Here is a 25,083-nt window from a genome sequence, read left to right as displayed (position 1 = left end):
GACATTGCGTGGTTCAAAGTAACCACTCAATAGGTAGCAGTGACGCAAGTCTCACCAGAACCCGCTTCCAGAATCCTGTGGCGGGTTCTTTTTTTAGCACCACTTCCGTGTCGTGCTGGCGATCGACCCAGTTAATCCGGCCCCAGCGATCAAGGCGCAATTGCCAGGCGACATCACGCTGGCTTTGCATAAAACGCTTATGAATCAGTGCGGCCAGCACTTCGCTCTCAATGACAAACCCCATTTCGGTATTGAGTAACGTTGAACGTGGATCAAAATTTAGCGAGCCGATAAAGACTTTTCGACCATCAATACTGAAGGTTTTCGCATGCAGGCTTGAGCCTGAGTTACCAGTTAACCCGCGATCGTGTAACACAGTGGCCCGATCGCGGGTTGGTTTAAGTTCGTACAACTCCACACCATAGCGCAACAGTTTCTTTCGCCAGCGCGCATAACCAGCATGGACGACAGCAACATCATTCGCCGCCAGTGAATTCGTTAAAATAGCAATCCTGACCCCTTTCCTGACCAGACGCAGAAGCTGCGCCACGCCAGCCCGGGTCGGCACAAAATAGGCGGAAATAATATCAATGCGCTCAGTAGGCGATCCCATGACATCAAATAAACGCTGGGGCAACAACGAATGACGCGGCGCCTTCCCTTCACCTTTTACCGGGTCATCACTGAGTAGGCGCGTTTTTGCCCAAATCAGCGGCAAGGCCCCCTGGTCCAGACTGGTCATAAACTGGCTGGTTTCCAGCTTATGCAGGTAGCGACGAGTAATATCATCATTGTACCAGGATTCAGGCAATTCAATACGCTGGGTCGGCTCAGGTTCAGACAGCTCCAGTACTTTCTGTAACGTTGAAACAGAACGGCACTGCCAGTAACGCTCAAAATCATCCGCGACCTCTTTAACTACGGGGCCGATGGCCATCACGTCGAGATCGGAAAACAGCGGTTGTTCGCCTGCGCCAAAATAAGCATCACCAATATTGCGCCCCCCGACGAGAGTCACGACGCCGTCAGCGGTATAGCTTTTATTGTGCATGCGGCGATTAAGTCGGGCAAAGTCGGTTAAATAGCCCAGAGCGCGCAGTATCCGAAACGAAAAGGGATTAAACAGGCGAACTTCAATATTAGGATGGTTATCAAGCAGGCGCAGCGTATCATCCAGACCCGGTGTGTTGTTGTCATCCAGCAGCAAACGAACGCGCACACCTCTTTTCGCCGCAGCTAACAGAACCGAAAACAGCAATAGCCCGGACATGTCGTTTTCCCAGATGTAATACTGTACATCCAGTGAGCGTTCCGCCATTTCAGTTAACCGATAGCGAGCCGCGAAAGCATCCAGGCTATCATCCAGCGTAAGAATACCGCATCGTTCAGGATGGCTTGCACAAAGAGGGGTAATGGCACGCTCGAGTCGCGTCATATCAGGCCGTGTGATCATCGCCTTGTTGGGTGAGTAATCTGTTATAAAGCCGGGTGTTTTCATCGTCAAAGCAAACAAAGTAAATTTGCTCAGGTAACGCCCGACGAGTGATAAATTTCAGTACCGTATTCACCGCTATCTCCGCCGCTGCTGCGCGCGGATAACCATACGCTCCCGTGCTGATTGCCGGAAAAGCAATGGACTGATACCCATTGGCCAATGCCAGTTGCAGGGTATTTAAATAGGCCTCTTCAAGGCGTTCGGCTTCGTGATGACCGCCCCCTTGCCAGACAGGTCCCACAGTATGGATCACCGCCTTTGCGGGCAGAGATCCGGCCAGGGTAATCACTGCATGTCCGGTTGGACATTCTCCCTGTTGCTGTATTACTTGTTTGCAGGCTTCCAACAATGCAGGCCCGGCTGCGCGATGAATTGCCCCATCCACGCCTCCACCACCCAGCAGAGAAGAGTTGGCGGCATTGACGATCACATCAACAGCTATAGTCGTAATGTCGCCATGTAACACATGAACACGCGATTGCATAAGATTCCCCTGACAAAACACTCTCTACTAAGTGTACAGCAGGGTTTTCCATGAAATCTTACTTTTTAACGAAACGGCTGCATATCTACGCCAGAACGGTTCATTTATATTCAATGCTAAGAATAGCCAGGCTTTTCTGCGTATTGAGGTAATGCATTTTCACCGAGGCTAGTTGCTTAAAACTCTGAGGAGCCATCGTCACCTGCTGTCCGCTAAAGCGACTATTGTACATTTCGCCGTCACGTATGCATGACAATTCAATCTGCTGTTGATGGGTGTTTACCTCACAAGGCGGTTCAACTATTTCACCACGGAAGTGAATAACCCCGCCAGATGTGATTTGCTGGGCGATTGCGGAGACCGTATAAAGAGAAAAAACACACAAGCTGGTACCTAAAATACTTTTTGCTAATGTATGCATATGGGTTCCTCAATGATTAACCATCCTTGAGGTATCGGTGTGGTCCTTCACCGCTGCGGTTAACGGACAAATAAAAACGTATTAACGTTTCTATATTCATAGAACAGCAGCGCATTACCAGCCACACCCATTATGCAAATACATCAAAAATCATGAGTGACTGGTTGAGTCAGGCCACTGTTGCGAGAGATGCAGAGATTGTCCGTCCGAAACGGTAACAACGATTTTAACCGAATCCTCAGTTGATATATTTAAACTAAGTTTTGTTAAATCGATCGGTTGATTAGCGGGTATAGAAAGGGTTGTTTTCTGCTGAGTTTGACTTTGTCCACTTTTCCCTTCCCGTAAAGCGAGAACTTGTACCTGGCACACACACGGCTGCGATAGCGTTACCTGAGGAACGATGGTGTACATTTCGCCTTGCTGGGTTGTATTGAACGTAATTTGATTTGAGAGCGCGGCAATAAGTAATAGCGTATGCATAATATTCTCCCGAAAAAAAACAGGGCTTTCGCCCTGTTTATTCTCAGTCAGAAGACTGAATTAATGTTGGTTTGCGGTGGCGTTGTTGCCGTAACCAACCTGGCGAACCAGAACATTGGAGTCAGACGCTGTCTGATTAACCACTGCACCGTTGCGGCCACCGTATTGGGTCACGCTGATATCAGCATGCTTAGCATTCCACTGATTGATGTCAGCGCTGTTACTGAAGCCTGTTTGTTTCAGACTAATGGTACTGTCATCAGCACCTTGTCCAACGGTTGCCCCGTTACCACGACCATGCTGGGTGATGGTCACATCGGACTTACGTGCATCACTTTGCAGCGCATTCGCAATGTTGCCAGAACCATACTGGTAAATACTCATTGATGAGTCCGGACCATTGTTATTACCACCGTTATGATGACCACTACCGCCCCATTGCGGAACAACACCAGCCAGAGCACTACCAGAAACAACGATTGCTGCGAATGCTGCCACTTTTAAAAATTTCATGGTAAACCCCCATCGGATTGATTTAAACGTCGTTAATGGATTAGCGTTGAGTCACGCGAATGGCCATTTGCGACTGTCTCTGCACCACAACTGCTGTTTTTTGTGTACCGTACTGGGTAATATTTGCTTTATTACCAGAACCTTTCTGGATAATAACAGCCGTATTACCGTAAGAACCTTGTTTTATACTCGCATCATTAGAACTACCCGCCTGATCAATATAAGAAAGATTATATGATCCTGTCTGGTCTATTTTAGCCCGGTTACCTGAACCGTCTTGAGAAATGACCGACAATAACTTTGAGCCCCCCTGTCGAGTATTTGCACTGTTCGCAGTGCCAACTTGACCAATAATGGCTGCCTGATTAAATGAAGACTTGCTTAATTCATTTACCGCAAAGTTATATTCTGAATTAGCCAGATCATAACTTGTTGCGGATGCAATCCCAGGCACACCCAGCATTGTAAACATCATAAATAACAACTTGTTTTTCATGTTGTCACCCTGGACCTGGTCGTACATGAAGTTAAATTATTTACCACTCAATTTTGTTGTTAACATGACTTTGTTTTGTTAACGCCACGTTACGATGAAGAGTATGTCCGTTGAAACATTTTAAATAACTCACCCGCGAGTGGTATTTTTATATTTAGATTCACACCAAAGTACTAATTAAGAGCCAACAACGCTGTTATATGTATCGATTTTATTTTTGGACAATCGCTGGTTATGCATTTCTATGCAATGGTAGAAAAAAGCTGCATTCAACGATTTCAGGGCCTCGCAGCGCGGCCTCGCGATAGCTGCAGGTACAAGTCGTGACAAACATCATTTTTTTCTATCTAAAATTGTTCAACGTAAAGCGAGGCAAAATAATCGAAATTCATTAGAATGATAAAACTTACTAAATATAAATTAAAACCATATAAATCAATCAATTAATATAATTTGTATGATTTTTTAAATCTGTGCAATAACAGTGAAATGTACAACTTTACTATCAAATCTAAACTCAATAAAAACCACAAAATCACATTTTAATATATAATTTTACATTCTGTAACAAGTTTAACACTTGCTTTAAGATTTGTAATAGCTAGATTGAAATCAGTTGAAGTCCATTTGTTTTAATATTTTCACCCCTGTGGGTCGATATTTTATTTCTACACAGCAGTGCAACATCTGTCAGTACTTCTGGTGCCTCTATTTTAGTAGAGACAGCTGTCGGGTGTGCGACTAAAAAGTGGAGTTTCATCATGTTTAATGAAGTCCATAGTATTCATGGTCATACATTATTGTTGATCACTAAACCCTCTCTGCAGGCAACTGCATTATTACAGCATTTAAAACAATCGTTGGCGTTATCTGGAAAACTACATAATATTCAACGTTCTCTGGATGATATATCCGCTAGCTGCATTGTTTTACTGGATATGATGGAGGCAGATAAAAAACTGATCCATTACTGGCAAGATAATTTAAGCCGTAAAAACAACAATATAAAGACGTTATTGTTGAATACACCCGATGATTATCCTTACCGGGATATCGAAAACTGGCCGCATATCAATGGTGTGTTTTACGCAGCAGAAGATGAACAGCGTGTCGTTAGCGGGTTGCAAGGTGTCTTGCGAGGCGAATGCTACTTTTCGCAGAAATTGGCCAGTTACTTAATCACTCATTCTGGAAACTACCGTTATAACAGCACGGAGTCGGCACTACTCACTCATCGTGAAAAAGAGATCCTTAATAAACTGCGTATCGGCGCCTCAAATATTGAGATCGCACGCTCACTGTTTATCAGTGAGAATACGGTAAAAACGCATCTTTATAATCTTTTCAAAAAGATAGCTGTCAAAAATCGTACGCAGGCGGTCTCATGGGCCAATGATAACCTCAGGCGATAAAGCCATGAAACGCTATTTGACCTGGATTGTGGCAGCAAATTTATTCCTGGCTGCCGGGAATCTACACGCAGCTGTAGAAGTGGAGGTACCCGGACTGTTAACTGACCACACTGTCTCCTCAATTGGGCATGATTTTTATCGTGCATTTAGTGACAAGTGGGAAAGCGAGTACACAGGAAATTTAACCATCAATGAAAGGCCCAGTGCACGTTGGGGAAGTTGGATCACAATAACGGTTAATCAGGACGTTATCTTCCAGACTTTTTTATTCCCAACGAAAAGAGACTTCGAAAAAACAGTGGTCTTCGCATTGGCACAAACTGAGGAAGCATTAAGTCGCCGGCAAATAGATCAGACCCTATTAAGCACGAGCGATTTAGCGCGCGATGAATTCTAAAACATGATTTTGTCCGGAGGCTTTCATGCGTGTCAAACATGCAGTCGTTTTGCTCATGCTGATTTCACCATTAAGTTGGGCCGGAAACATGACTTTCCAGTTCCGCAACCCGAACTTTGGTGGCAACCCTAACAACGGTGCTTTTTTATTGAATAGCGCCCAGGCACAAAACTCTTATAAAGATCCGAGTGGTGATGATTTTGGGTTTGAAACCCCTTCAGCACTGGATAACTTTACCCAGGCTATCCAGTCACAAATACTCGGCGGCTTGCTGACCAATATTAATACTGGTCAGCCGGGGAGGATGGTAACCAATGATTTTATCATCGATATCGCCAACCGGGATGGACAACTGCAATTGAATGTCACGGACAGAAAAACGGGGAAAACTTCGACTATCGAAGTGTCGGGTTTGCAAACACAGTCAACCGATTTCTAAGACTTAGCCACGAAAGGAAAAAATCATGCAGCGCTTACTTATTTTGGTTGCCATGTTTTTACTCAGCGGTTGCTTAACATCCCCACCCCAGGAAGCCGCTAAACCAACATTAATGCCTCGGGCCCAAAGCTATAAAGATTTAACGCATCTGCCAATGCCGACAGGTAAGATCTTTGTCTCAGTTTACAATATTCAGGATGAGACGGGTCAGTTTAAACCTTACCCGGCAAGTAACTTCTCAACCGCCGTCCCGCAAAGCGCCACGGCAATGTTGGTTACTGCACTGAAAGATTCGCGCTGGTTTATTCCGCTGGAACGCCAGGGATTGCAGAACTTACTGAATGAACGGAAAATCATACGTGCGGCACAAGAGAATGGCACTGTTGCCATTAATAACCGCATTCCACTCCAGTCGCTGACCGCTGCGAATATTATGGTAGAAGGGTCAATTATCGGTTATGAAAGTAACGTTAAATCGGGTGGTGTAGGTGCGCGCTATTTCGGTATTGGTGCAGATACTCAGTATCAACTCGATCAGATAGCGGTAAACCTGCGTGTAGTTAACGTCAGTACTGGTGAGATCCTTTCTTCGGTCAATACCAGCAAAACTATTCTGTCTTATGAAGTTCAGGCTGGGGTATTCCGCTTTATTGACTACCAGCGTCTTCTGGAAGGAGAAATTGGTTATACCTCTAACGAACCGGTTATGCTTTGTCTGATGTCAGCCATTGAAACTGGTGTAATCTTCCTGATTAATGACGGGATTGATCGCGGGTTGTGGGATTTGCAGGATAAGAAACAAGTTGATAACGATATCCTGGTTAAATACCGCCATATGTCCGTGCCGCCGGAATCCTGATTATCGATATAACACAGGAAGCGTGAGGGAAACCTCACGCTTCTATTATTTACTGGTCAGCGATTGTGATATCCGATTTTCACGACGTGACGCCAGCCACAGACCACTGTTTTTCATTGCATAACCGAATACAAGTCCTAACGCCAGAGAAGGCAAAACCAGTTGCCAGTTCCCCTGCCCTGCAAATGTTGCACATGCGCCGATAAAAGTACCTGGCACAAATGAAAGCAACCATTGTTTTGCCTGAATGCACATCAAAAACGCGACAATGCCGGTAATGACATAGCCGATGATGTCCATATGCGGAGCAAGCGCACTACCATTAATAATCACCAACGCCCACACCACACCACTTAGTAGCGTGCACGCTGAAATCCCCAGCCCTTTCAGCCCGCCCTGCGGACAGGCGAAATAGGCCGTGCAACCGAGGAAGCCAGCCCAACTGAGTAAACCAAGAGAAACGGCCACCCATCCCCAGATCCCGGAGAGAATGCCCGTCGTGATTGCAATAGAGATAAGTATATTCATGCCGCGCATCTTAGCAGAAAAACGGCATATTAATGAGATCGTGCACACAATTTATGCAAGATGATAAATCAAGTTGCATAACATAGTGATCTAAATCACATTTATTCTTCTGTATCTTCCTGCAACTCATCCCACATTGCGCCAATTGCATCGCGCGTCAGAGGTGCCATGGTACGCCAGAATGGCGAGCTCGCGTGTGCTTCAACCTTACCAAGGAAAGTGCCGCACCACGGAAGCAGATACTCAACAAACAGTGTTTCCAGCGCTTCACTTTCATCTTCAGCAGACTGGTCTTCCAGCCAGGAAGCAGCCAGCAACAGTGTGCCAATATGATCGGCTGGCGTATCGGCCAGCGGCATACCCCGCGCAGATAGGAATGTGCGCACCTCAGATTCAGTTGCACCTTCTACCCAGGCGCTGCGATAAGGTGGTACCGCACACTCTTCACCAACAAACAACGCGTTATAATCTGCGGCCACTTGTGACATGTCGCAGCTTTTCTGTAGACGAGCCAGCAGCTCGTCTTGCTCCAGCGGCCAGTTTGCTGACAGTTTACCTTCACCGATCATGGTATACAGGGGAACCAGTAAAGGGTCCTGCGGTTGGCGGTAAAACAGCGAGCCCAGGACACGACACAGGATAGAAAACTCGTTCATCGATATATTCCAGTTAGTAACATTAAAGATCAGCAAATTCCGCGATTGGCTCCATGCCTCGCGATTCCAGAAACGCCAGTAAGCGTTTTGGCGATACGTTCAAGATTCGGTCTTCGGGGAAGTTTACGTCATCCAGAATCTTGCGACATTCGCCGAACTCCCCAAGGGTGAAAGCGGTGTGAGAATCCGAACCTAATGCAACCCAACCCCCGGCATCACGCACAGCCGCAGCAACCAAGCGACAATTGGCTTCACTGCCTTTACGCGAATGCAGAAATGAGGAGTTATTGATTTCCAGCGCAACATGGTACTTCGCTGCTGCCTGCGCAACTGCGGTAAAATCAATCGGGTATTTCGGGTTTCCGGGATGGCTGATCATGTGAACATGTCCGCTCGCCATCGCGGCAATCATGGCCTGAGTATTGGTGTCTTTATCATGCGGGGCAAAAACCGGCTCATGAAAACCAGCAATAATCAGATCCAGGGAGTCGAACATCGGACCGGAGCAGTCGATCTCCCCCTCAATATTCTTAATGTTCGCTTCAATACCGCGGAGAATTCCCACCCCGTCCACCATACGCGGCCAGATACGCATATTAATAAAGTGCCAGTGGTGTGGAGCATCTGCCATATCCGGCCCATGATCGGTGATTGCAAACAACTTAACGCCTTTGCGTTTGGCTTCAGCGATGTAGTCACTCAAGGTGCTGTAGGCGTGGGTACTGGCGACGGTATGCATATGCAGGTCAACGGGATACATAACTCTCTCCTGTAGTCATTTTTGGTCAAGGATAGCAGGAATCGACGCCATTAATACCCTAAATAATTCGAGTTGTAGGCAGGCGGCAAGGGTGTGACAAATTCGTCAGGAACGAATTTGGCCAGCCGGAGACTGGCCTACGGTAAGGGACAGAGATGTCCCTCTTAACCCCAATAAACATACTGTGGTCAGTAATTCGGGCGAGCAACCGTAGCTAACGCACATCCAGCCTGGAGTATGACGGGTATTTAAATCGAAACCCGGCGCTGGCCGGGTTGTTATCAGTACCCCCGAACGCGATCGACCTGACCTGTTACGGCTTCACCGTTCTCCAAATTCAAAATCGTGCGGGAAATATAATCCACCGCTTCTGCCGGACGTGTTACCGCAGCAATATGCGGCGTCATCGCCACACGTGGATGTTTCCACAATGGGCTATTCTCCGGTAGTGGTTCGCGGCTATAGACATCAAGCATGGCGCCCTTGAGTTTTCCGCTATTCAGCGACGCCAGAAGATCGTCTTCATTAAGATGAACTCCGCGCGCCAGGTTCAGTACATACGCGCCATCCTGCAATTGATCCAGCACCCCGGCGTTAATAATTCCCACCGTTTCAGCCGTATTAGGCAGTAGGTTAATCAGTACCCGCGTTTGACTTAAAAATGCGCCTAACTCTTCAGTGCCGGCGAAGCTTTCCACGCCAGGCCAGGCTTTACGGGTACGACTCCAGCAACGCAGTGGGAACCCCCATGATTGCAGACTCTCAGCGACTTTCGCCCCTAGCACCCCTGCTCCCATAATCCCGATCGAAAACTCCTCACGGGTATATTCCTGCAACGGCTGCCATTTTGCCTGAGTTTTGAGAGCCTGATAATCATCAAAGCGGCGAAACCAGTGCAACACCTGGCTAACGGCGTATTCCTGCATTTGCAGCCCCATGCCGGTATCTTCCAGACGGAACAACGGGATCGACTCGTCCAGCATTTCCGGATGGGCTTTCAACTTGCTTAGAATGGAATCCACACCCGCACCCAACGCAAATACGGCTTTTAACTTTCTTCCGGCCAACATTTCAACCGGTGGATGCCAGACAAGCGCATAGTCTGCATGCGCATGATCACCCAATTTCCACTCACGGACATTAGCGCCAGGGATAGCCTTAGCCAGCGCGTTCAGCCACCAGGCTGTATCAAATGTCGGGTGATAGAAAATTATTTCCATATTGCCTCCTGAATATTGTTGTGCGGAACTTTCTCGCACTTATTATCATCATTTCTTAAGGAAACATCAGAATAACAAATTTTAGTGTGCTGGCAAAAAAAGCAATTCCCGCTCACTTAAGCTTCATGTTGATTGAAGTTTGTGTAAATGAACGTTTTTTTCAAAAAGAAGATTGACGTCGGGGAGGCATTTCCCCTACATTAGCGCCCGTTCCGGTAACGCAGGAACAACAATATGGTGAGGTGTCCGAGTGGCTGAAGGAGCACGCCTGGAAAGTGTGTATACGGCAACGTATCCGGGGTTCGAATCCCCGCCTCACCGCCATATTTGAAGAAGAGCTCGTACGCAAGTACGGGCTTTTTTTTCGCCTGTGACCCATCCTGAATAGCGTGGTATCGCTGCACCTTTGCAGCGATACCAACACACTCATCACCGGTTATCGAGTTGCACAAGCGCCAGCCCCAGTTGACTCAGAGCAGCGTAGAACCCAAAAGCGTCATATTTACAACAATTGGCTGAAAACTCTGGCAGCAATCGTAGTAACACTGATACGGTTTTTCTGCGTAATGCATTGATGCGCAGATGGTTAAGGTTCTCCTCCCCCAACGAAAAATGCAAATGACTCAGTAACTCGAGAAAAATAGCCAGATGATCGCCGGGTTCGTTAAAAGTCTCACTCGTCTGCATTCCCGCTTCAAACAACAGGTGTTTGATCTCGCTGTCACCCGACTCGCACTGCTCATAAATTGAGGCATATGGCAAAGCGGCCTGAGTATCCGACATAAGAAACAGGCCACAAAAGTCTGCGGCAAGTTCCAGTTGCCCCTCTTCACGTAGCTTAAGCGCGGCGATTTTTTCTTCCAGAATCGTCACCGGTTGATTCAACGACGGTTCGCGTTTTAACAGCGAATACCAGTCCTGCATGTCCGAGGCGTGAAGTTGCAGCAAACTTTCACTATCCAGTTCACGGGAGAACAGTCGCGCCAGCCACGCGTAAACGCAGGCAATTTGTTCCTCCGTCAGATGTTTTTGGCTATCCATTTATTTTACCTGCTGCGCTGGGACATACTCACATTGCGCCACCATTTCCAGTGGGCCATTGAATGCAGTCACGCGATCCACTTGACCATTGTATTTCTCGATCTCCACCAGCGTGGTATGCGCACTGGTTGCCTGAGCCAACTGAGAAGTACCGATATCCAGCGTTAAGACGTTAGGGTTACCGTATTTACACAGCGCATTGATCTCTCCACCTTTCTCGGGATCGTACCAGGCGCCTTCATGGATACGGACCACGCCAGGCTTATAAAAATCAGAAACAACCGCACCGGCTAATACTTGTCCACGACCATTGAAGACCCTGACAATATCACCGTTTTGGATACCACGAGCTTGTGCATCCTGTGGGCTGATAAAAACAGGTTCTTTACCGCTTACAGCATAGTGCTGCCGCAACGTTTCCGATTCGCAGAGCTGCGAATGCAGGCGAAAATCCGGATGTACTGACTGTAAATGTAATGGCCAGCGCTGTGAGCCCGGCCCGCCATGTGAACGCTCGATTTTTTCGAACCACATCGGATAGCCCTGACAGTCGTCATAGTGCATTTCGGCAATCGTTTTAGAGTAAATTTCAATCAAACCACTCGGCGTTCCCAGCGGTTCAAGATCGGGATCTTCACGAAATGCCTGGTGACGTACAAACATTTGCGGATGCTCGAACTCGATATACTCCTGTTGATTCCAGAACACATCAAATGCTGGTAAGTGGACACCGCGTCCTTTCCCCTGCTGGCTGCCTTCCTGCCAGATGCGCTTCAACCAGCCCATTTCATCCAGACCTTCGGTGAAAGCTTCCTCGCGGTTAAAACGACGGCAGAGATCGCGGAAAATATCAAAATCATTACGCGCTTCAAATTGCGGTGCTACCAGTTGTTTCATAGCAATAATTCCGCGATTGGAATGGTTGCCATATTGGTCAAGATCGTTACGTTCAAACTGGGTTGTCGCAGGCAAGACGATATCAGCAAAACGACATGTAGAAGTCCACTGGTTATCAATCGCAATGACTGTTTCCAGCTTGCGCCAGCCTTCCATGATCCGGTTGATCTGCTGATGGCGGTGGAACGGGTTGGTTCCCGCAAATACGCACATTTTTAGCGGCGGTAGTTTTACTGTTTTGCCGTTCCAGTTAATGGTTTTCCCTGGCTCCAGAATTGCGTCGATGAAACGCGCGATAGGGATAGTGCTGCTATATCCTTTGTAATCAGTGCTGTCATGCACTGGAGGCACCGTCGTCGAGCCGGAAAAACCGCTTAAAATAATACCTTTGCGACTGGGCGTTCCCGCACCATTATAGTGCCAGCCAAACCCAAAGCCTCCCCCTGGCAAACCAATTTGCCCCAGCATTGAAGCCAGTACCACCACCATCCACGCCCATTGCTCGCCATGCTGCATACGCTGTACGCACCACCCTGCAATAATCTGCGTTCTTCCTGAGGCCATTTGTCGTGCCAGAGCACGGATTGTTTCGGCATCAATACCACACAATTTCTCTGCCCACCGGGCATCTTTTGGCTGACCATCGCTCTCCCCCAGTAAATAAGGGAGAAACTGTTCAAAACCGACGCAATAGTTACTAATGAAATTTTTATCGTACAGATTTTCGGTATATAGCGTATGCGCCAACGCCAGCTGTAGCGGAACATCAGCCTGTGGATTGACGGCAATATGCTTAACCTTGTCGCGACCCAGGTAGTCATGCGTTGACGTCACTACCGGATCCACACTAATTACCGAGATCTCATCCCGTGCGACTTTCTCTTTCAGTTGCTCGTAATAACCATAAACATCATGATCCGGACACCACCAGTTGGCCTGCTGGTTTTTGATCAGATCGGCCCCCCACAACACGATGGTTTTGCTATTTTGCAGAACCAGCGGCCATGAAGTTTGCTGCTCGTAGACTTCCATGGATCCGACCACGCGCGGCAAAATCACCTGCGCCGCCCCGGTGGAGTAGTCTCCGCCGGTGCTGACGCTATTGCCATGCAGCGCAATGGCTCGGGCCAACATACCGGAGGCGTTATGGAACATACCCGTCGATTGCCAGCCGCTCGCCGTCAGCAGTGCACTGGGGCCGTAGGTTTTCTGGATACGCTCCAGTTCCTGATAAAAAAAGTCCAGCGCTTCGTCCCATGAGACACGAACAAAACGGTTATCTCCACGTTGCGTAGTATCGCTTTGGTGGCGTTTACGCATCCAGTCCACGCGTACCATTGGATAACGAATGCGCGATGCACCATGAACATGGTCCGGCAGACCTGCAATCATTTTCGATGGATATCTGTCACGTTCAAAAGGTTTAACCGCAATAAATCGTCCATCTACGACCGTGGCGCGGATTGCCCCCCAGTGGGAGCCAGTAAGGATCCCCTCTTTTACCACAGCGCCTTGTTCACCCATGGCGGCCGCAGTTGCACTACGGGGAGTCAGTAACGAAGGCCCTAACATACCAGCAACGGTCATTCCCCCCAGTTGCAGAAGAAAGCGCCGACGTGATACCTGCAATGTGTCTTTACTTTTCATTGTTCTCTCCCTTATCACTATGGGGCTTATCCGTGGTGTCTGACGCGTTCAACTGGAGGTATTTCAACAAGGTACGTTCTTCTCGTTTATCCAGACTGGTAAAGCCAATCATGCCATTGAGCGTGCCAATCCAGCCGTTCGCATCAAAGTGCGATTTTTCCGGCGCGCCGTGGCACTGGTTACAGGTACCGTTATATAGCGAGTCGGCATAAGCCCAGATCGGCTTGATGTCATTCACCATGTCGCTCTTTTGCATCCACGCAGTGGCCTGCAACTTACTCCACTCAGTGTTAGTCGCCGCGACGGTGGTTTTTTCCAGCGTTTTCACATGTTGCTGAACATCGCCACGGATGGATGCCACAAAAATTCGCTTACCTGGAAGTTGAGTCAGAACGCGTTGACGTCCCTGGCTTTCCGTCCAGCCGGTAATTTGTACCTGCAGCCATTCACCGTCACGTTTCAACACCGTCACTTCTGAAGCTGGCAGTAACGAGCCTGCAGGTTCTTTATCACCTTTAGACGCATAAATAGGTTTGATATCAAGAGAGTACAGAGTATCGCCGTCGCTGTTAGCATTGGCGCGTAATTCATCAAATTGCTTGCGGAAACCGCTGCTCATATCAGGTAACTGGTGGGCAATACCTTTATGACAGTCAATACAAGATTGGTTGTCTTTGGCGGCAATTTTCATCTGACGTGCGGCTTCAGGATGTTGCTTAGCATGATCCATCGCATCATAGTTATGGCAGGAGCGGCAGGTTGAGGAGTTATTTTCCTTCATCCTTGCCCACTCCCTTTCCGCCAGCTCAGCACGCTTGGCTTCGAATTTTTCAGGTGTGTCAATCGAGTGAGCGATAAACGTCTGGTAAATATCGTTGCTGGCTTCAAGTTTCCGTTTCACCATCCCGGGAATATCCGATGGGATATGACAGTCGTGACATTCAGCGCGAACCCCGGAGGCATTCTGGAAATGCGGCGACTGCTTATATTCCTGATAGACCGGCTGCATACTGTGGCAACTGACACAAAACTCTGTCGAACTGGTTAACTTGATTCCAACATGTGGGAGTACAATCAGTGCGATACCGATCAGTATCCCAACAATCACCAGCGCCAGTATTGACCAGCGCGCACTTGGCCTGAGTAACGCTCTCCATAGTCTCCGCATAATAGCCCCTGTAAATATATGGTTTAGTTACGGGAGATCTTATTCAGCAAATGTGAACAGCGACACTGGTCAGGATGAACGACTTACTGCAAAATATGAACGAATATGAACAGAGAGACAGAACAAAGGATGTCACATCACATTGTCATTGTTGAAGATGAGCCAGTGACCCAGGCACGACTGCAGGCTTATTTTGAGCAGGAAGGTTATCAAGTCTCGGCTGTTGCTAGCGGCGCTGGTCTGCGCGACATTATGGACCAACAGTCTGTTGATCTTGTCCTGCTGGATATTAATCTTCCGGATGAAAATGGTTTGATGCTGACCCGATCGCTACGAGAGCGCTCAACGGTTGGGATCATTCTCGTAACGGGACGATGCGATCAAATTGACCGAATTGTCGGACTGGAGATGGGTGCCGATGATTATGTGACCAAACCGCTGGAATTGCGCGAACTCGTCGTGCGGGTGAAAAACCTGCTCTGGCGCATCGATCTTGCCCGCCAGGCACAACCTGCTGCGAAAGATAATTGCTACCAATTTGCGGGATACTGTCTGAATGTTTCTCGCCACACGCTGGAAAAAGAAGAGGAAACGATTAAGCTCACCCGCGCTGAGTACGAAATGCTGGTGGCATTTGTGACTAATCCGGGTGAAATCCTCAGCCGCGAAAGGCTACTCCGCATGCTTACGGCACGCAGAGTGGAAGACCCCGATCTGCGTACCGTCGATGTGTTGATCCGTCGTTTGCGCCATAAACTGAGTCCCGACCTGTTCGTTACCCAGCATGGCGAAGGCTATTTTTTAGCCTCCGACGTATGCTGATACAAATATACTGGCCGGAATCCCCCCGGAGATAGCGAGCTACGGCTATGTTTGCTGTCCGCATTTTCTGGGGTCAGTACTAAAATCGGCGGGCTGACGTTATCGGGAACGTTACGTCCCTGCAATACATTGATCGCTTGTTCGACCGCCAGTTGACCTTGCCAAACCATTTGGTCACTGGCAGCCATCAGTACCCGTCCACGCTTGAGACCGCGATAAACCTGATGTGACAGGTAAAATGAGACCACCGTGAGAGGGGTCGCCAGATTGCGTCTTTCCCCCATTGCCGCTTCCGCTGCAATGGCCGTCCCGGCAACCACATCAATATCCGGATGGCGTTCCAGCATCTCCTGCAACAGATTGCGCTGTACTTCTATATCATTGTCCCCAAGGGCGACATCCACAATTTGCACCTGGCTTCCGGCGATCGCATCGCGGAACCCGGCAACCATTTCCCTACTGCCTCCGGCATCATCAGGTCCTGGCATTAAGAGCAATTTCAGTGGTTTTCCCCCACTCCACTTCACCAGGTAACGACCCGGTTGATAGCCCATTTGAAACCAGGGGACCCCGACTCGCGTTCGGGTTGTCGCGTCATGGATGGCGTTCACCACCTCAATAACCGGCAACGTACCGACCTGTTTTTTGAGATCAGGAAACGATGTGGTGCTGCTGCCAAGTAAAATGGCATCTGCGCCCCACTCTTTACACTGGGCAATTTGCGTTTTCTGCGTCGAAAGCTGCCGATACCCTCCAGCTTCCTGCACTTTCAGGCTGACGCCGTAACGCCGTGCCGCTTGTTGCATGCCGTAGTTAACCGAGAGCCAATAGGAATCTTTGAGACTAGGGTAGAGCGCACAAAGTTTCCAGACCTGATGCGCTGTGACCGTTTCCTGCTGCTGAGGGGAAAAGTGTTGCTCGTCGTGCCAACGGATCAGAGACTCTCCTGCTCCGGCCGCCAGACCTTGTACAGAAAAGAAAGTCATCACCCAAAAAACGCATGCTCGCATGATAGCCTCATTATCAATAAGGCTTTATCCTAGTTGCTTTCCGCTTTTGGACTCAACCTTTTTAATCTGTGGCGACACTCCGTGAATTTATCTCTGACCAGAAGACTGTGGATGGGCTTCGCGCTGATGGCGGCACTGACCCTCATGAGTACACTTGTAGGTTGGTACAGTCTGCGTTTTGTCAGCCAGGTTGAGCAAGCCAATACACAAGAACTAATCCCGACAATGAACATGGCGCGTCAATTGAGCGAAGCCAGTGCCTGGGAGCTTTTTTCCGCGCAGAACCTGACCATCGCCGACAGTGAAAATATGTGGCTGGCACAGGGCCGAATGTTAACAGCACAAAGTCTCAAAATTACCGCATTGCTTAAAACGCTACGTCAGCAAGGTTTTGACACCACGGCGATAGAGCTGCAGGAGCAGGAAATCGCACAGTCGTTAAGTCAGCAGGGAGAGTTGGTTGGACAACGGCTGAGACTCCGCGATCAGCAGCAACAACTCAGTCAACGTATTGTCACCGCCGCAGGCGATATCGCTGAAATGGCTCACGGTCAGGCGAATAATGCGGCGACTTCCGCAGGTGCGACACAAGCGGGAATATATGATTTGATTGAAAATAATCAGCGTCGGGAGGCTGAACAGGCACTGGATCGTCTCATTGATACCGATCTGGAATACGTTAATCAGATGAACGAGGTGCGTCTGAGCGCACTACGCGTGCAACAAATGATTATGAATCTGAGTGCCGATCAGGCGCAATATAACGCCGCAGCGATGGATAACCGATTGAATGCCGCAGTCAGAATTCTGCATCGTCGACAAATACGCATTGAAGATCCAGTGGTGCGCGAACAGGTTGCGGAGTCAGTGAATACGGTAGGACGTTATGTCGAGCTGCTGGCGCTATACCAGCAGGATAATGACATCAGCACCCGGCTACAGATCCTGTCGCAGAATAACATTTATCAGTTTACCCGTTTCAGCAGTGAAGTCAGCCAGTTAGTCAACACTATCGAAGAACGTAACCGTGCAGGGTTAACTTCACTGAAACAAGCCAGCGAGCGCGGACAAACCTGGCTGCTGTTGCTCGGCGCTGTTTCGCTGATATCGCTGATCCTAATCCTCTGGCGCGTGGTTTACCGTTCAGTGACGCGCCCTCTGGCCCAGCAAACACAGGCATTGCAGCAACTGCTTGAAGGTAACATTGACTCCCCCTTTCCAGAAACCGCAGGCGTACGGGAACTGGATACTATTGGACGTTTAATGGATGCGTTTCGTGCCAGCGTCCACGCCCTCAATAATCATCGGCAACAGTTGGCTACGCAGGTAAAATCGCGTACCGCCGAGCTTCACGCGCTGGTCATTGAACACCGTCAGGCGCGGGCTGAAGCTGAAAAAGCAAATCAGGCAAAATCAGCATTTCTTGCGGCAATGAGCCATGAAATACGCACCCCACTTTACGGGATCCTCGGCACTGCGCAGTTGCTTTCAGAAAACCAGGCGCTGGCTCAACATCAGGAAAACCTGCGTGCAATCACCGATTCCGGCGAATCGCTACTGACTATTCTCAACGATATTCTGGATTACTCAGCAATTGAGGCCGGTGGAAAGAATGTCTCTGTTAGTGATGAGCCCTTTGAGCCCAGACCTTTGCTGGAAAGTACACTCCAGTTGATGAACAGTCGCATCAACGGGCGGCCGGTTACGCTTGTTGCGGACTTTTCCAGCGCTCTCCCCCTCGCATTACAGGGCGATCCTCGCCGTATTCGTCAGATAATCACTAATTTATTAAGCAATGCACTGCGATTTACCGATCGTGGTCTTATTACGCTACGCAGCTTCACTGAAGGTGAACAGTGGTGTATCGAGGTTGAGGATACGGGCAGTGGTATCGAAGCCTCTCGCCTGGCTGACATTTTTAAGCCCTTTGTTCAGGTAAGCGGCAAACGTGGCGGGACAGGACTGGGGTTAACGATCAGTAGCAGCCTTGCACTGGCTATGGGTGGTGAACTGACCGTGACCAGCACACCTGGTGTTGGGAGTTGCTTTCAGTTGCGACTTCCTTTACGTCCCGCTTCGCGCCCTACCCCTAAATGTCCCCATCGCCCGGTCAATTTACAGGGGATACGTTTACTGTTGATTGAGGACAATCCCCTCACCCAGCGTATTACCGTGGAGATGTTAACCACCAGCGGAGCCCTGGTGATGGTAGCAAGTTGTGCCGCCGACGCACTACATGTCCTGCAAGGTAATGAGCACTATGATGCCGTGCTGGTTGATTTTGATCTCCCGGATACCGACGGTATTACGCTCGCCCAACAACTGACACAGATTTATCCAACCCTGCCTCTGATTGGGTTCAGCGCTCACGTGATTGATGAGACCCTAAGCCGTCGTACCAGTACGTTGTTTCGCGGTATTATTCAAAAACCGGTGCCGCGAGACGCCCTGGGTCAACTCATCACACACTATATTTCAGGTTCAGAATCCCCTTACGTCGCTGAACCACTTAGCGAGTGTCTTCTGGATACGCATCAATTATCAGAAGATGCTCGCATCATGGGACATAGCAAAATTGGTGAATGGCTGCGTTTATTTACCCAACATACACTGCCTTTACTCGACGAAATTGATACCGCTCGCTCGCAAAAAGACGTTGAGAAGATCAGACGTCTTGCACATCAGTTAAAAAGTAGCTGCGCCAGCATGGGGATGGTTACCGCCCGCCGCGCATGCGAGGCTGTTGAACAACATCCGGAAGATAACTGCGCCCTCAGAGAAGAGATATTAAAAGGCCTGCGTGCAGTTGCATCCTGGCTGGAGAACGAAATGAAATAATCAAAATGGGCCAGGGGAAACGGCTTCCATCTGTACACAACCGTTAACAGAATATCTTTCAGCCGGGCCAACAAATCTATTCTGTCCTTAGTCAACCACATGCTAACGTAATCTCCCCTCCAGGATTATGGATAATAAAATGAGCGTTATTGGTGTTGTCGTTTTAACTTATATAAAACCGTTAAATGAAGTCGATAATTTACTTCCCGCGCATGTGGAATGGCTGAAAAAAGGGTACGCGAAGGGTTTATTCCTCGCCTCAGGACGCAAAATCCCGCGCTCAGGAGGCGTAATACTGGCAAAATGCGATGATGAAGAAGCGTTAAAAAGTTATCTCAGCCAGGATCCCTTTCAACAATCAGGGGTTGTAAAAGTCGAGCTGATCCCTTTTGAAGCAACAATGATGGCTGCTGAGCTAAAAGATATTCTGTAAGCGTAATAAAAACAAAGCCCGGTTTCCCGGGCCTTGAAGACGAAGAACATATCAGTTGTAAGCATTAAGCGTCCGCTGACAGAGCGCCGAACGAACGCAATCATCTTTATTGAAACGAACGATCCCAATCATCTCATCTTCTTCGAAGCGGGCCAGCGCATCGCTTAACCCGGATCGAACATGCGCCGGTAAGTCACACTGGGTAACATCCCCGTTCACAATTACCGTCACATTCTCTCCAAGGCGAGTTAAAAACATTTTCATTTGCGCAGCAGTCACATTCTGAGCCTCGTCGAGAATAACAACTGCATTTTCAAAGGTACGTCCGCGCATATAAGCGAACGGCGCGATTTCCACCTTACCAATCTCAGGTCGCAGGCAATATTGCATGAAGGAGGCTCCCAGTCGTTTTACCAGCACGTCGTACACGGGTCGAAAATAGGGAGCAAACTTCTCGGAAACATCTCCAGGTAAGAAGCCGAGATCTTCATCAGCTTGCAGAACTGGACGGGTTACAATGATCCGGTCCACATCTTTGTGGATCAGGGCCTCTGCTGCTTTTGCCGCGCTGATCCAGGTTTTACCACACCCGGCTTCACCCGTGGCGAAGATCAGCTGTTTACTCTCGATAGCATTCAGGTACTGCGCCTGAGCTTCATTTCGCGCCATGATAGGTGTGGCGTCGCGACTGTCACGCGCCATACCGATCGCTTCTACGCCGCCCATCTGCACAAGCGAGGTGACCGATTCATCTTCACGTTGCTTATGGCTACGCGAATCCCGTCTCAGCACACGTTTTGCTTCACGACGAGCTTTGATCACTGCTTTTTGTCTTCCCATGGATAGCACCTTGAGTTGTAGGTATACATCACACGCACCGCTTGCGGCACGATTATGCGCACGAACATCTGAGGTTTGGCTTCCTTGTAAGCCATTGCTTGCCTTCGAATAAGACACCACGCACGGCTACGCGCACCGTACAGGGCGTCGGTAACAAGGATAAGATATGGAAGGGAGAGGAATTTAGCGGTGACGAGATGGCTGGCGGAAGAGAAACGTCCGCATAACATGGTATTGCTGCTGTGAAAAGCGAGTCCATTACAGGACATTACCATTCGCGATCTCCATAGTGAATGACCATCACCGCCGGGAACTACCGCTGTTACCTATAATTACAACAGAATTTATTGTCAGCGCAACAATATTTTTACTTATTGTTAACTAAATTACATCCTGCCGCTGAGAACAGTCTCTTACAGAGAGATGACAAAATTATTTCAACGCTGCAGACATCACGAAAAATAATTGGTCCATTCATCAAGTTGTCAGGAAATACCCCGCGGGAGTGCGGGGCTCAGGTTTCAGGCCTCAAGAAGAGATTGCCCAAGATAACGATCAGGGTCTTTGACACCAGGCAAGGCAAAGAAATATCCGCCACCAATCGGCTTCACATACTCTTCCAGCGCTTCACCATTCAGGCGTTTCTGCACGGTCAAAAAACCTTTTTCCAGATCGTGCTGATAGCAAACAAACAGTAAACCCATATCCAGTTGACCAGAATTGGTGACGCCAAGCGAATAGCTGTAACCACGACGCATCATCAGGCTGGACTCCGACTCCCGAGTTCGCGGGTTTGCCAGACGGATATGGCTGTCGAGCGCAATCACCTCACCTTCAGGATCGCTGGCGTAGTCAGGTACATCGTGCTCGTGCTGCATACCTAATGGTGCACCAGTCTGTTTGTCTCGCCCGAAAATAGTCTGTTGCTCTTTAAGCGGTGTACGATCCCAGAACTCAACGCGAAACTGAATAAGCCTTACCGCCTGATAACTCCCGCCTTCCGCCCATTTCGGCTCGTCTTGATCGGACGTCACCCACACCACATTTTGCATCAGCTTTTTATCTGTGCCATCCGGGTTAGCGGTCCCGTCTTTAAAACCAAGCAGATTGACTGGTGTCTCTTTGCCTTTACTGCGTGCAGCATGATCAGAGATAAACCCTTCGCGCTTCCAGCGAACGCTGAGGAGATCCGGTGTGTGCTTAATGATATCGCGCAGCGCATGTATGACGGTGTCTTGCGTGTTGGCGCAAATCTGTAACAACAAATCGCCATGACACAACGCTGCATCCAGCGAATCATTCGGAAAGCGCGTCATTTTTTGCAGTTTTTTCGGCATGCTGGTGCTAAGAACATAGCGCTCGTCGAACAGCGAATGCCCCACCGACAGCGTCATCGTCAGGTTATCCGGCGCAATGTAGGCACCGAGAATGCCGGAATCCATTGGCGGTAAACGCGGGTTTGGCGTCTCGGGCGCGGGCCCGCCAGTCGTCAGGAACGCAAAACGACGGGTCAGTAACCGGAACAGACGCTCAAGGTCAGCTTTATCGCTGGCGAGAACATCAAACGCCACCAGCATCATGGATGCCTGCTGTGGCGTCAGGATCCCAGCCTGATGCGGGCCATAAAATGGCTGTGCTTCACCGCGAGCATCCGGCGATAGCGTTCCCGGCGCACTCTGCGGTTTTTGCGCATGCGCAACCGGGCAGCCGCCAGCCAGTGCCAGTGCGCCACCCAGCGCGCCCATCCCTTTCAGTAAACGTCGGCGCGACGGCTCGCTCACGCCGTTTTCATTATCATGCTGCATGATGCTTAATCCAGACCCAGTACACCGCGTAATTGAGACAAATCTTCCGCCAGCGTAGTAATTGGCCCTTTCAGCGCATTGCGGTCAGCATTGGTCAGTTTGTCATAGGTTTCAAAACCGTCTTTGGTACGATATTTCGCCAGGATAGCATCGACTTTTTTGAAGTTTGCATCCACTTTTGCCAGCAGTTCAGCATTGGATTTTTGCAACTGAGGACGCAGGAGATCGACAATTTTCTGTGCGCCATCAACGTTGGCCTGGAAGTCCCACAGGTCGGTGTGACTATAGCGATCTTCTTCACCACTAATTTTGCTGGCAGCAACTTCTTCAATCAGCCCGGCAGCTCCACCAACCACTTTTGATGGTGGGAACGCCAGCTCGCTAATGCGCGTTTGCAGGTCAATAACGTCGCTGTTCAACTGCTCAGCATACTTATCCATGCCTTTGGTGGTATTGTCGCCAAACAGCGCTTTTTCCAGGCGATGGAAGCCGGTAAATTTCGGATCGGCGGCTTTTTGCTCGTAATCATCTTCACGCGCATCAATGCTGCCATCAAGGTCGGAGAACAGTTCCGCAATTGGCTCAATGCGCTCGTAGTGCTGACGTGTCGGTGCATACAGGGATTTGGCTTTCTCCAGATCGCCAGCTTTAATGGCATCAGTGAATGCTTTGGTACCCGCAACCAGCTGTGCGGTTTCTGCCGTCACATAGGCTTTATATTCGGTAATCGCGCCGCTCAGGCTCAGCAAGGCATCACTTTGCGCTGCATCCGCCGTAGCATTCCCCTTCACAATCAGCTTCCCTTTCGGGTTTGTCAGCAGACCGCAGGTCATATCATATTCACCTGGTTGCAGGTTGGCGGTCATTTTCTGGCTAAAGCCTGGCGCAATATTTTCACGCTCTTCCACCACCATGACACCTTTGAGGATCTCCCACTCCAGCGCTTTCTGGCTGTGGTTCTGGATGATGAACTGTGTTTTCCCGGCATTAACAGTGATCGTCATCGGTTCACACTGTTTGTCATTTACCGTGACTTTGACCTGTGGAATATCTGCAGCCTGTGCGGCAAATGCGGAAGTAAACAGCGCGGCAATACCCAGCTGCAGCGCACTACGGCGAAAATTAATCGTCATGACCCATCCCTACAAATAAGTATGTTGTAACTAAATGATATTCTGCATCGCGTTTTTTTAAGGTGCGGTACGAGATGCCGTAGTGCCTGAACGCGGCGGCAGTGCAAACAAAATCAGTGCGGGAATCAGGTAGATAAACCAGACTGCAACCTCACTGACGCTTGGCGCTTCCTGATACCCAAAGATCCCTTCCATTAACGTGCCGAACAGAGAGTGCGTTGAAAGAACGTTACTTATGTCAAACGCTACATCCTGGAAATGATTCCATAATCCGGCCTCGTGGAACGCACGAATGGCCCCTGCAGCAAGCCCTGCAGCCACCAGCAGAATAAACAGGCTGGTCCATTTGAAGAATGCACCGAGATTCAGTCGGATCCCACCCAGATAAATCAGGTATCCCAACACAACAGCCGTTGCCAGTCCCAGCATCGCACCTACCGGCGGCCAAATACCGACATCCTGCTGAAAAGCCGCCAGCAAGAAAAAGACCGATTCCAGCCCTTCACGGGCAACAGCAAAAAAGACCATCATCACCAGCGCCCAGCCGTGATGGTTGCTGCGCTGTAATGCGTTATCGACAGCCTGCTCCAGTTGAACTTTGACGTTACGTGAGACTTTACGCATCCAGAAGACCATCCAGGTAAGGATCACAACGGCAATGACCGCCACAATACCTTCAAATAACTCCTGTTCTTTTTGCGGAAATTCACCCGTGGTTTCATTGATGAAAATCCCCAACGCCAGACATAACGCCGCCGCCAGCAATACACCAATCCACATCACGCCAATCCAGCGGCCTCGCTGAGTTCGTTTCAGGTAACTGGCTATCAGGCTGACAATCAGCGCGGCCTCTAACCCTTCGCGCAACATAATTAGAAATGGAACGAACATGCGAAGTACCCTTAAACGTTATTCTCAGTCAACTGATGCAAAGAAAAGTAAATTACAGTGATAGTGATTATCATTACAGCAACAAAAAACTCAAGCAGAATGTTTTGAGAATGATGACTGAATGTAAACAGTTAGGAGAGTAACGGTTACTGCCTCTTTGCAAGGACAGCAAATAAAACAGCCCGCACGCAGTTAACACCACAGGGTTAAGCAAAATGAGCGGTTGAACGATCCGACGGGTAGACGACAATGCCTCATCAATTTCCTGATGGTGCTTTTTTATGCTTTCTTCCTGGCTCGACAATAACCAGATCCAGGCCGAGCCCGCTTCACTTTCCTGCTTCCAGCGGTCACTACATCTCGAATGGATTTTCCAGATGATTGAATCTTATAGT

General features: G+C 49.1%; 25 protein-coding genes and 1 tRNA gene. 8 read left to right on the top strand and 18 right to left on the bottom strand.

The features are described from left to right. Window positions 1–13: 13 nt before the first annotated feature. The 6 genes from OGY01_RS21490 to csgB all read right to left on the bottom strand — a co-directional run bounded on the left by OGY01_RS21490 (window position 14) and on the right by csgB (window position 3,892). Window positions 14–1,504, bottom strand: a complete 1,491-nt coding sequence (locus OGY01_RS21490) for a phospholipase D family protein (RefSeq protein WP_136345534.1) — start codon at window positions 1,502–1,504, stop codon at window positions 14–16. Beyond that, the gene (ymdB, locus tag OGY01_RS21485) at window positions 1,437–1,979 is read right to left on the bottom strand and encodes an O-acetyl-ADP-ribose deacetylase (protein ID WP_045441582.1); all 543 of its coding nucleotides are present in this window, start codon (window positions 1,977–1,979) and stop codon (window positions 1,437–1,439) included. Before ymdB ends, OGY01_RS21490 begins: the two co-directional genes overlap by 68 nt. Window positions 1,980–2,079: 100 nt before the next feature. Then, window positions 2,080–2,400 carry a YmdA family protein gene (locus OGY01_RS21480; RefSeq protein WP_045441579.1) on the bottom strand — a complete coding sequence of 107 codons (321 nt, stop codon included), beginning with the start codon at window positions 2,398–2,400 and terminating at the stop codon, window positions 2,080–2,082. A 150-nt stretch (window positions 2,401–2,550) separates the two neighbouring features. Continuing rightward, window positions 2,551–2,883, bottom strand: a complete 333-nt coding sequence (gene csgC, locus OGY01_RS21475) for a curli assembly chaperone CsgC (protein WP_075261783.1) — start codon at window positions 2,881–2,883, stop codon at window positions 2,551–2,553. 60 nt (window positions 2,884–2,943) lie between these two features. After that, entirely contained in the window at window positions 2,944–3,396 is a 453-nt protein-coding gene (gene csgA / locus OGY01_RS21470; protein ID WP_045441577.1) for a curli major subunit CsgA, read from the bottom strand. A gap of 40 nt (window positions 3,397–3,436) precedes the next feature. Continuing rightward, complete coding sequence (csgB, locus tag OGY01_RS21465; protein WP_045441574.1) at window positions 3,437–3,892, bottom strand: curli minor subunit CsgB; 456 nt, start codon at window positions 3,890–3,892, stop codon at window positions 3,437–3,439. 761 nt (window positions 3,893–4,653) lie between these two features. On the opposite strand from csgB, the gene csgD reads away from it, so the two are divergent. Genes csgD through csgG form a run of 4 tightly spaced genes read left to right on the top strand, consistent with a single transcriptional unit; the run spans window position 4,654 to window position 6,999 of the window. Next, entirely contained in the window at window positions 4,654–5,304 is a 651-nt protein-coding gene (gene csgD, locus OGY01_RS21460; protein ID WP_045441572.1) for a biofilm master transcriptional regulator CsgD, read from the top strand. A 4-nt stretch (window positions 5,305–5,308) separates the two neighbouring features. Then, on the top strand, window positions 5,309–5,701 hold the full coding sequence (csgE, locus tag OGY01_RS21455) for a curli production assembly/transport protein CsgE (protein WP_045441570.1): 393 nt from the start codon (window positions 5,309–5,311) through the stop codon (window positions 5,699–5,701). A 25-nt stretch (window positions 5,702–5,726) separates the two neighbouring features. Next, the gene (gene csgF, locus OGY01_RS21450) at window positions 5,727–6,140 is read left to right on the top strand and encodes a curli production assembly/transport protein CsgF (RefSeq protein WP_048221671.1); all 414 of its coding nucleotides are present in this window, start codon (window positions 5,727–5,729) and stop codon (window positions 6,138–6,140) included. Between the two features lie 25 nt (window positions 6,141–6,165). Then, on the top strand, window positions 6,166–6,999 hold the full coding sequence (csgG, locus tag OGY01_RS21445) for a curli production assembly/transport protein CsgG (RefSeq protein WP_045441566.1): 834 nt from the start codon (window positions 6,166–6,168) through the stop codon (window positions 6,997–6,999). A 45-nt stretch (window positions 7,000–7,044) separates the two neighbouring features. Here csgG and OGY01_RS21440 read toward each other — a convergent pair whose 3' ends face one another. The 4 genes from OGY01_RS21440 to ghrA all read right to left on the bottom strand — a co-directional run bounded on the left by OGY01_RS21440 (window position 7,045) and on the right by ghrA (window position 10,163). Continuing rightward, window positions 7,045–7,527 carry a DUF1097 domain-containing protein gene (locus OGY01_RS21440; RefSeq protein WP_045441564.1) on the bottom strand — a complete coding sequence of 161 codons (483 nt, stop codon included), beginning with the start codon at window positions 7,525–7,527 and terminating at the stop codon, window positions 7,045–7,047. A 101-nt stretch (window positions 7,528–7,628) separates the two neighbouring features. After that, window positions 7,629–8,183 (bottom strand): TorD/DmsD family molecular chaperone, encoded by a 555-nt coding sequence (locus OGY01_RS21435; protein WP_045441562.1) that lies wholly within the window; start codon window positions 8,181–8,183, stop codon window positions 7,629–7,631. 22 nt (window positions 8,184–8,205) lie between these two features. Then, window positions 8,206–8,943 (bottom strand): phosphatase, encoded by a 738-nt coding sequence (locus OGY01_RS21430; RefSeq protein WP_045441550.1) that lies wholly within the window; start codon window positions 8,941–8,943, stop codon window positions 8,206–8,208. A 281-nt stretch (window positions 8,944–9,224) separates the two neighbouring features. Continuing rightward, entirely contained in the window at window positions 9,225–10,163 is a 939-nt protein-coding gene (ghrA, locus tag OGY01_RS21425) for a glyoxylate/hydroxypyruvate reductase GhrA (RefSeq protein WP_286493670.1), read from the bottom strand. A 236-nt stretch (window positions 10,164–10,399) separates the two neighbouring features. On the opposite strand from ghrA, the gene OGY01_RS21420 reads away from it, so the two are divergent. Continuing rightward, window positions 10,400–10,487: transfer RNA gene (locus OGY01_RS21420), tRNA-Ser, on the top strand. Between the two features lie 105 nt (window positions 10,488–10,592). Here OGY01_RS21420 and torD read toward each other — a convergent pair. The 3 genes from torD to torC are packed head-to-tail and all read right to left on the bottom strand — an operon-like array spanning window position 10,593 to window position 14,916. Next, window positions 10,593–11,204 (bottom strand): molecular chaperone TorD, encoded by a 612-nt coding sequence (gene torD, locus OGY01_RS21415; RefSeq protein WP_286493669.1) that lies wholly within the window; start codon window positions 11,202–11,204, stop codon window positions 10,593–10,595. Beyond that, complete coding sequence (gene torA, locus OGY01_RS21410) at window positions 11,205–13,748, bottom strand: trimethylamine-N-oxide reductase TorA (RefSeq protein WP_286493666.1); 2,544 nt, start codon at window positions 13,746–13,748, stop codon at window positions 11,205–11,207. It lies immediately after the preceding gene. Continuing rightward, window positions 13,738–14,916, bottom strand: a complete 1,179-nt coding sequence (gene torC / locus OGY01_RS21405; RefSeq protein ID WP_286493663.1) for a pentaheme c-type cytochrome TorC — start codon at window positions 14,914–14,916, stop codon at window positions 13,738–13,740. Before torC ends, torA begins: the two co-directional genes overlap by 11 nt. A gap of 129 nt (window positions 14,917–15,045) precedes the next feature. Between torC and torR the strand changes: the two genes are divergently transcribed. Continuing rightward, window positions 15,046–15,738, top strand: a complete 693-nt coding sequence (gene torR / locus OGY01_RS21400) for a two-component system response regulator TorR (protein WP_045441535.1) — start codon at window positions 15,046–15,048, stop codon at window positions 15,736–15,738. On the opposite strand, the gene torT is transcribed toward torR, so the two are convergent. Continuing rightward, on the bottom strand, window positions 15,711–16,724 hold the full coding sequence (gene torT / locus OGY01_RS21395) for a TMAO reductase system periplasmic protein TorT (RefSeq protein WP_370637139.1): 1,014 nt from the start codon (window positions 16,722–16,724) through the stop codon (window positions 15,711–15,713). The genes torR and torT overlap by 28 nt on opposite strands. Before the next feature lie 105 nt (window positions 16,725–16,829). Here torT and torS point away from each other — a divergent pair, with 105 nt between their 5' ends. Next, a complete protein-coding gene (torS, locus tag OGY01_RS21390) occupies window positions 16,830–19,586 on the top strand; it encodes a TMAO reductase system sensor histidine kinase/response regulator TorS (protein WP_286493660.1) in 2,757 nt (918 codons plus the stop codon). Window positions 19,587–19,725: 139 nt separating this feature from the next. Beyond that, window positions 19,726–20,019, top strand: a complete 294-nt coding sequence (locus tag OGY01_RS21385; protein ID WP_045449557.1) for a YciI family protein — start codon at window positions 19,726–19,728, stop codon at window positions 20,017–20,019. A gap of 51 nt (window positions 20,020–20,070) precedes the next feature. On the opposite strand, the gene phoH is transcribed toward OGY01_RS21385, so the two are convergent. The 4 genes from phoH to efeU form a co-directional block, all read right to left on the bottom strand. After that, window positions 20,071–20,859 carry a phosphate starvation-inducible protein PhoH gene (phoH, locus tag OGY01_RS21380; protein WP_045441531.1) on the bottom strand — a complete coding sequence of 263 codons (789 nt, stop codon included), beginning with the start codon at window positions 20,857–20,859 and terminating at the stop codon, window positions 20,071–20,073. 521 nt (window positions 20,860–21,380) lie between these two features. Then, window positions 21,381–22,664 (bottom strand): iron uptake transporter deferrochelatase/peroxidase subunit, encoded by a 1,284-nt coding sequence (gene efeB, locus OGY01_RS21375; protein WP_286493658.1) that lies wholly within the window; start codon window positions 22,662–22,664, stop codon window positions 21,381–21,383. A gap of 5 nt (window positions 22,665–22,669) precedes the next feature. Further along, complete coding sequence (efeO, locus tag OGY01_RS21370) at window positions 22,670–23,797, bottom strand: iron uptake system protein EfeO (RefSeq protein ID WP_045441524.1); 1,128 nt, start codon at window positions 23,795–23,797, stop codon at window positions 22,670–22,672. A gap of 57 nt (window positions 23,798–23,854) precedes the next feature. After that, a complete protein-coding gene (gene efeU, locus OGY01_RS21365; RefSeq protein WP_045441522.1) occupies window positions 23,855–24,688 on the bottom strand; it encodes an iron uptake transporter permease EfeU in 834 nt (277 codons plus the stop codon). Window positions 24,689–25,083 lie beyond the last annotated feature (395 nt).

It is taken from the genome of Citrobacter sp. Cm038 (assembly GCF_030333105.1).
Lineage (GTDB): Bacteria > Pseudomonadota > Gammaproteobacteria > Enterobacterales > Enterobacteriaceae > Citrobacter > Citrobacter murliniae.
This window is presented reverse-complemented; position numbering and strand designations above follow the sequence as displayed.

Excerpts from the sequence above, each read along its gene's own strand:
- OGY01_RS21430 (WP_045441550.1), bottom strand. The coding sequence starts at position 8,943 with ATGTATCCCGTTGACCTGCATATGCATACCGTCGCCAGTACCCACGCC.
- torT (WP_370637139.1), bottom strand. The coding sequence starts at position 16,724 with ATGACTTTCTTTTCTGTACAAGGTCTGGCGGCCGGAGCAGGAGAGTCT.
- csgB (WP_045441574.1), bottom strand. The coding sequence starts at position 3,892 with ATGAAAAACAAGTTGTTATTTATGATGTTTACAATGCTGGGTGTGCCT.
- phoH (WP_045441531.1), bottom strand. The coding sequence starts at position 20,859 with ATGGGAAGACAAAAAGCAGTGATCAAAGCTCGTCGTGAAGCAAAACGT.
- csgD (WP_045441572.1), top strand. The coding sequence starts at position 4,654 with ATGTTTAATGAAGTCCATAGTATTCATGGTCATACATTATTGTTGATC.
- efeU (WP_045441522.1), bottom strand. The coding sequence starts at position 24,688 with ATGTTCGTTCCATTTCTAATTATGTTGCGCGAAGGGTTAGAGGCCGCG.
- csgF (WP_048221671.1), top strand. The coding sequence starts at position 5,727 with ATGCGTGTCAAACATGCAGTCGTTTTGCTCATGCTGATTTCACCATTA.
- torC (WP_286493663.1), bottom strand. The coding sequence starts at position 14,916 with ATGCGGAGACTATGGAGAGCGTTACTCAGGCCAAGTGCGCGCTGGTCA.
- OGY01_RS21480 (WP_045441579.1), bottom strand. The coding sequence starts at position 2,400 with ATGCATACATTAGCAAAAAGTATTTTAGGTACCAGCTTGTGTGTTTTT.
- efeB (WP_286493658.1), bottom strand. The coding sequence starts at position 22,664 with ATGCAGCATGATAATGAAAACGGCGTGAGCGAGCCGTCGCGCCGACGT.
- torA (WP_286493666.1), bottom strand. The coding sequence starts at position 13,748 with ATGAAAAGTAAAGACACATTGCAGGTATCACGTCGGCGCTTTCTTCTG.
- csgA (WP_045441577.1), bottom strand. The coding sequence starts at position 3,396 with ATGAAATTTTTAAAAGTGGCAGCATTCGCAGCAATCGTTGTTTCTGGT.
- ghrA (WP_286493670.1), bottom strand. The coding sequence starts at position 10,163 with ATGGAAATAATTTTCTATCACCCGACATTTGATACAGCCTGGTGGCTG.
- efeO (WP_045441524.1), bottom strand. The coding sequence starts at position 23,797 with ATGACGATTAATTTTCGCCGTAGTGCGCTGCAGCTGGGTATTGCCGCG.
- csgE (WP_045441570.1), top strand. The coding sequence starts at position 5,309 with ATGAAACGCTATTTGACCTGGATTGTGGCAGCAAATTTATTCCTGGCT.
- OGY01_RS21440 (WP_045441564.1), bottom strand. The coding sequence starts at position 7,527 with ATGAATATACTTATCTCTATTGCAATCACGACGGGCATTCTCTCCGGG.
- torD (WP_286493669.1), bottom strand. The coding sequence starts at position 11,204 with ATGGATAGCCAAAAACATCTGACGGAGGAACAAATTGCCTGCGTTTAC.
- csgC (WP_075261783.1), bottom strand. The coding sequence starts at position 2,883 with ATGCATACGCTATTACTTATTGCCGCGCTCTCAAATCAAATTACGTTC.
- csgG (WP_045441566.1), top strand. The coding sequence starts at position 6,166 with ATGCAGCGCTTACTTATTTTGGTTGCCATGTTTTTACTCAGCGGTTGC.
- ymdB (WP_045441582.1), bottom strand. The coding sequence starts at position 1,979 with ATGCAATCGCGTGTTCATGTGTTACATGGCGACATTACGACTATAGCT.
- torR (WP_045441535.1), top strand. The coding sequence starts at position 15,046 with ATGTCACATCACATTGTCATTGTTGAAGATGAGCCAGTGACCCAGGCA.
- OGY01_RS21435 (WP_045441562.1), bottom strand. The coding sequence starts at position 8,183 with ATGAACGAGTTTTCTATCCTGTGTCGTGTCCTGGGCTCGCTGTTTTAC.
- OGY01_RS21385 (WP_045449557.1), top strand. The coding sequence starts at position 19,726 with ATGAGCGTTATTGGTGTTGTCGTTTTAACTTATATAAAACCGTTAAAT.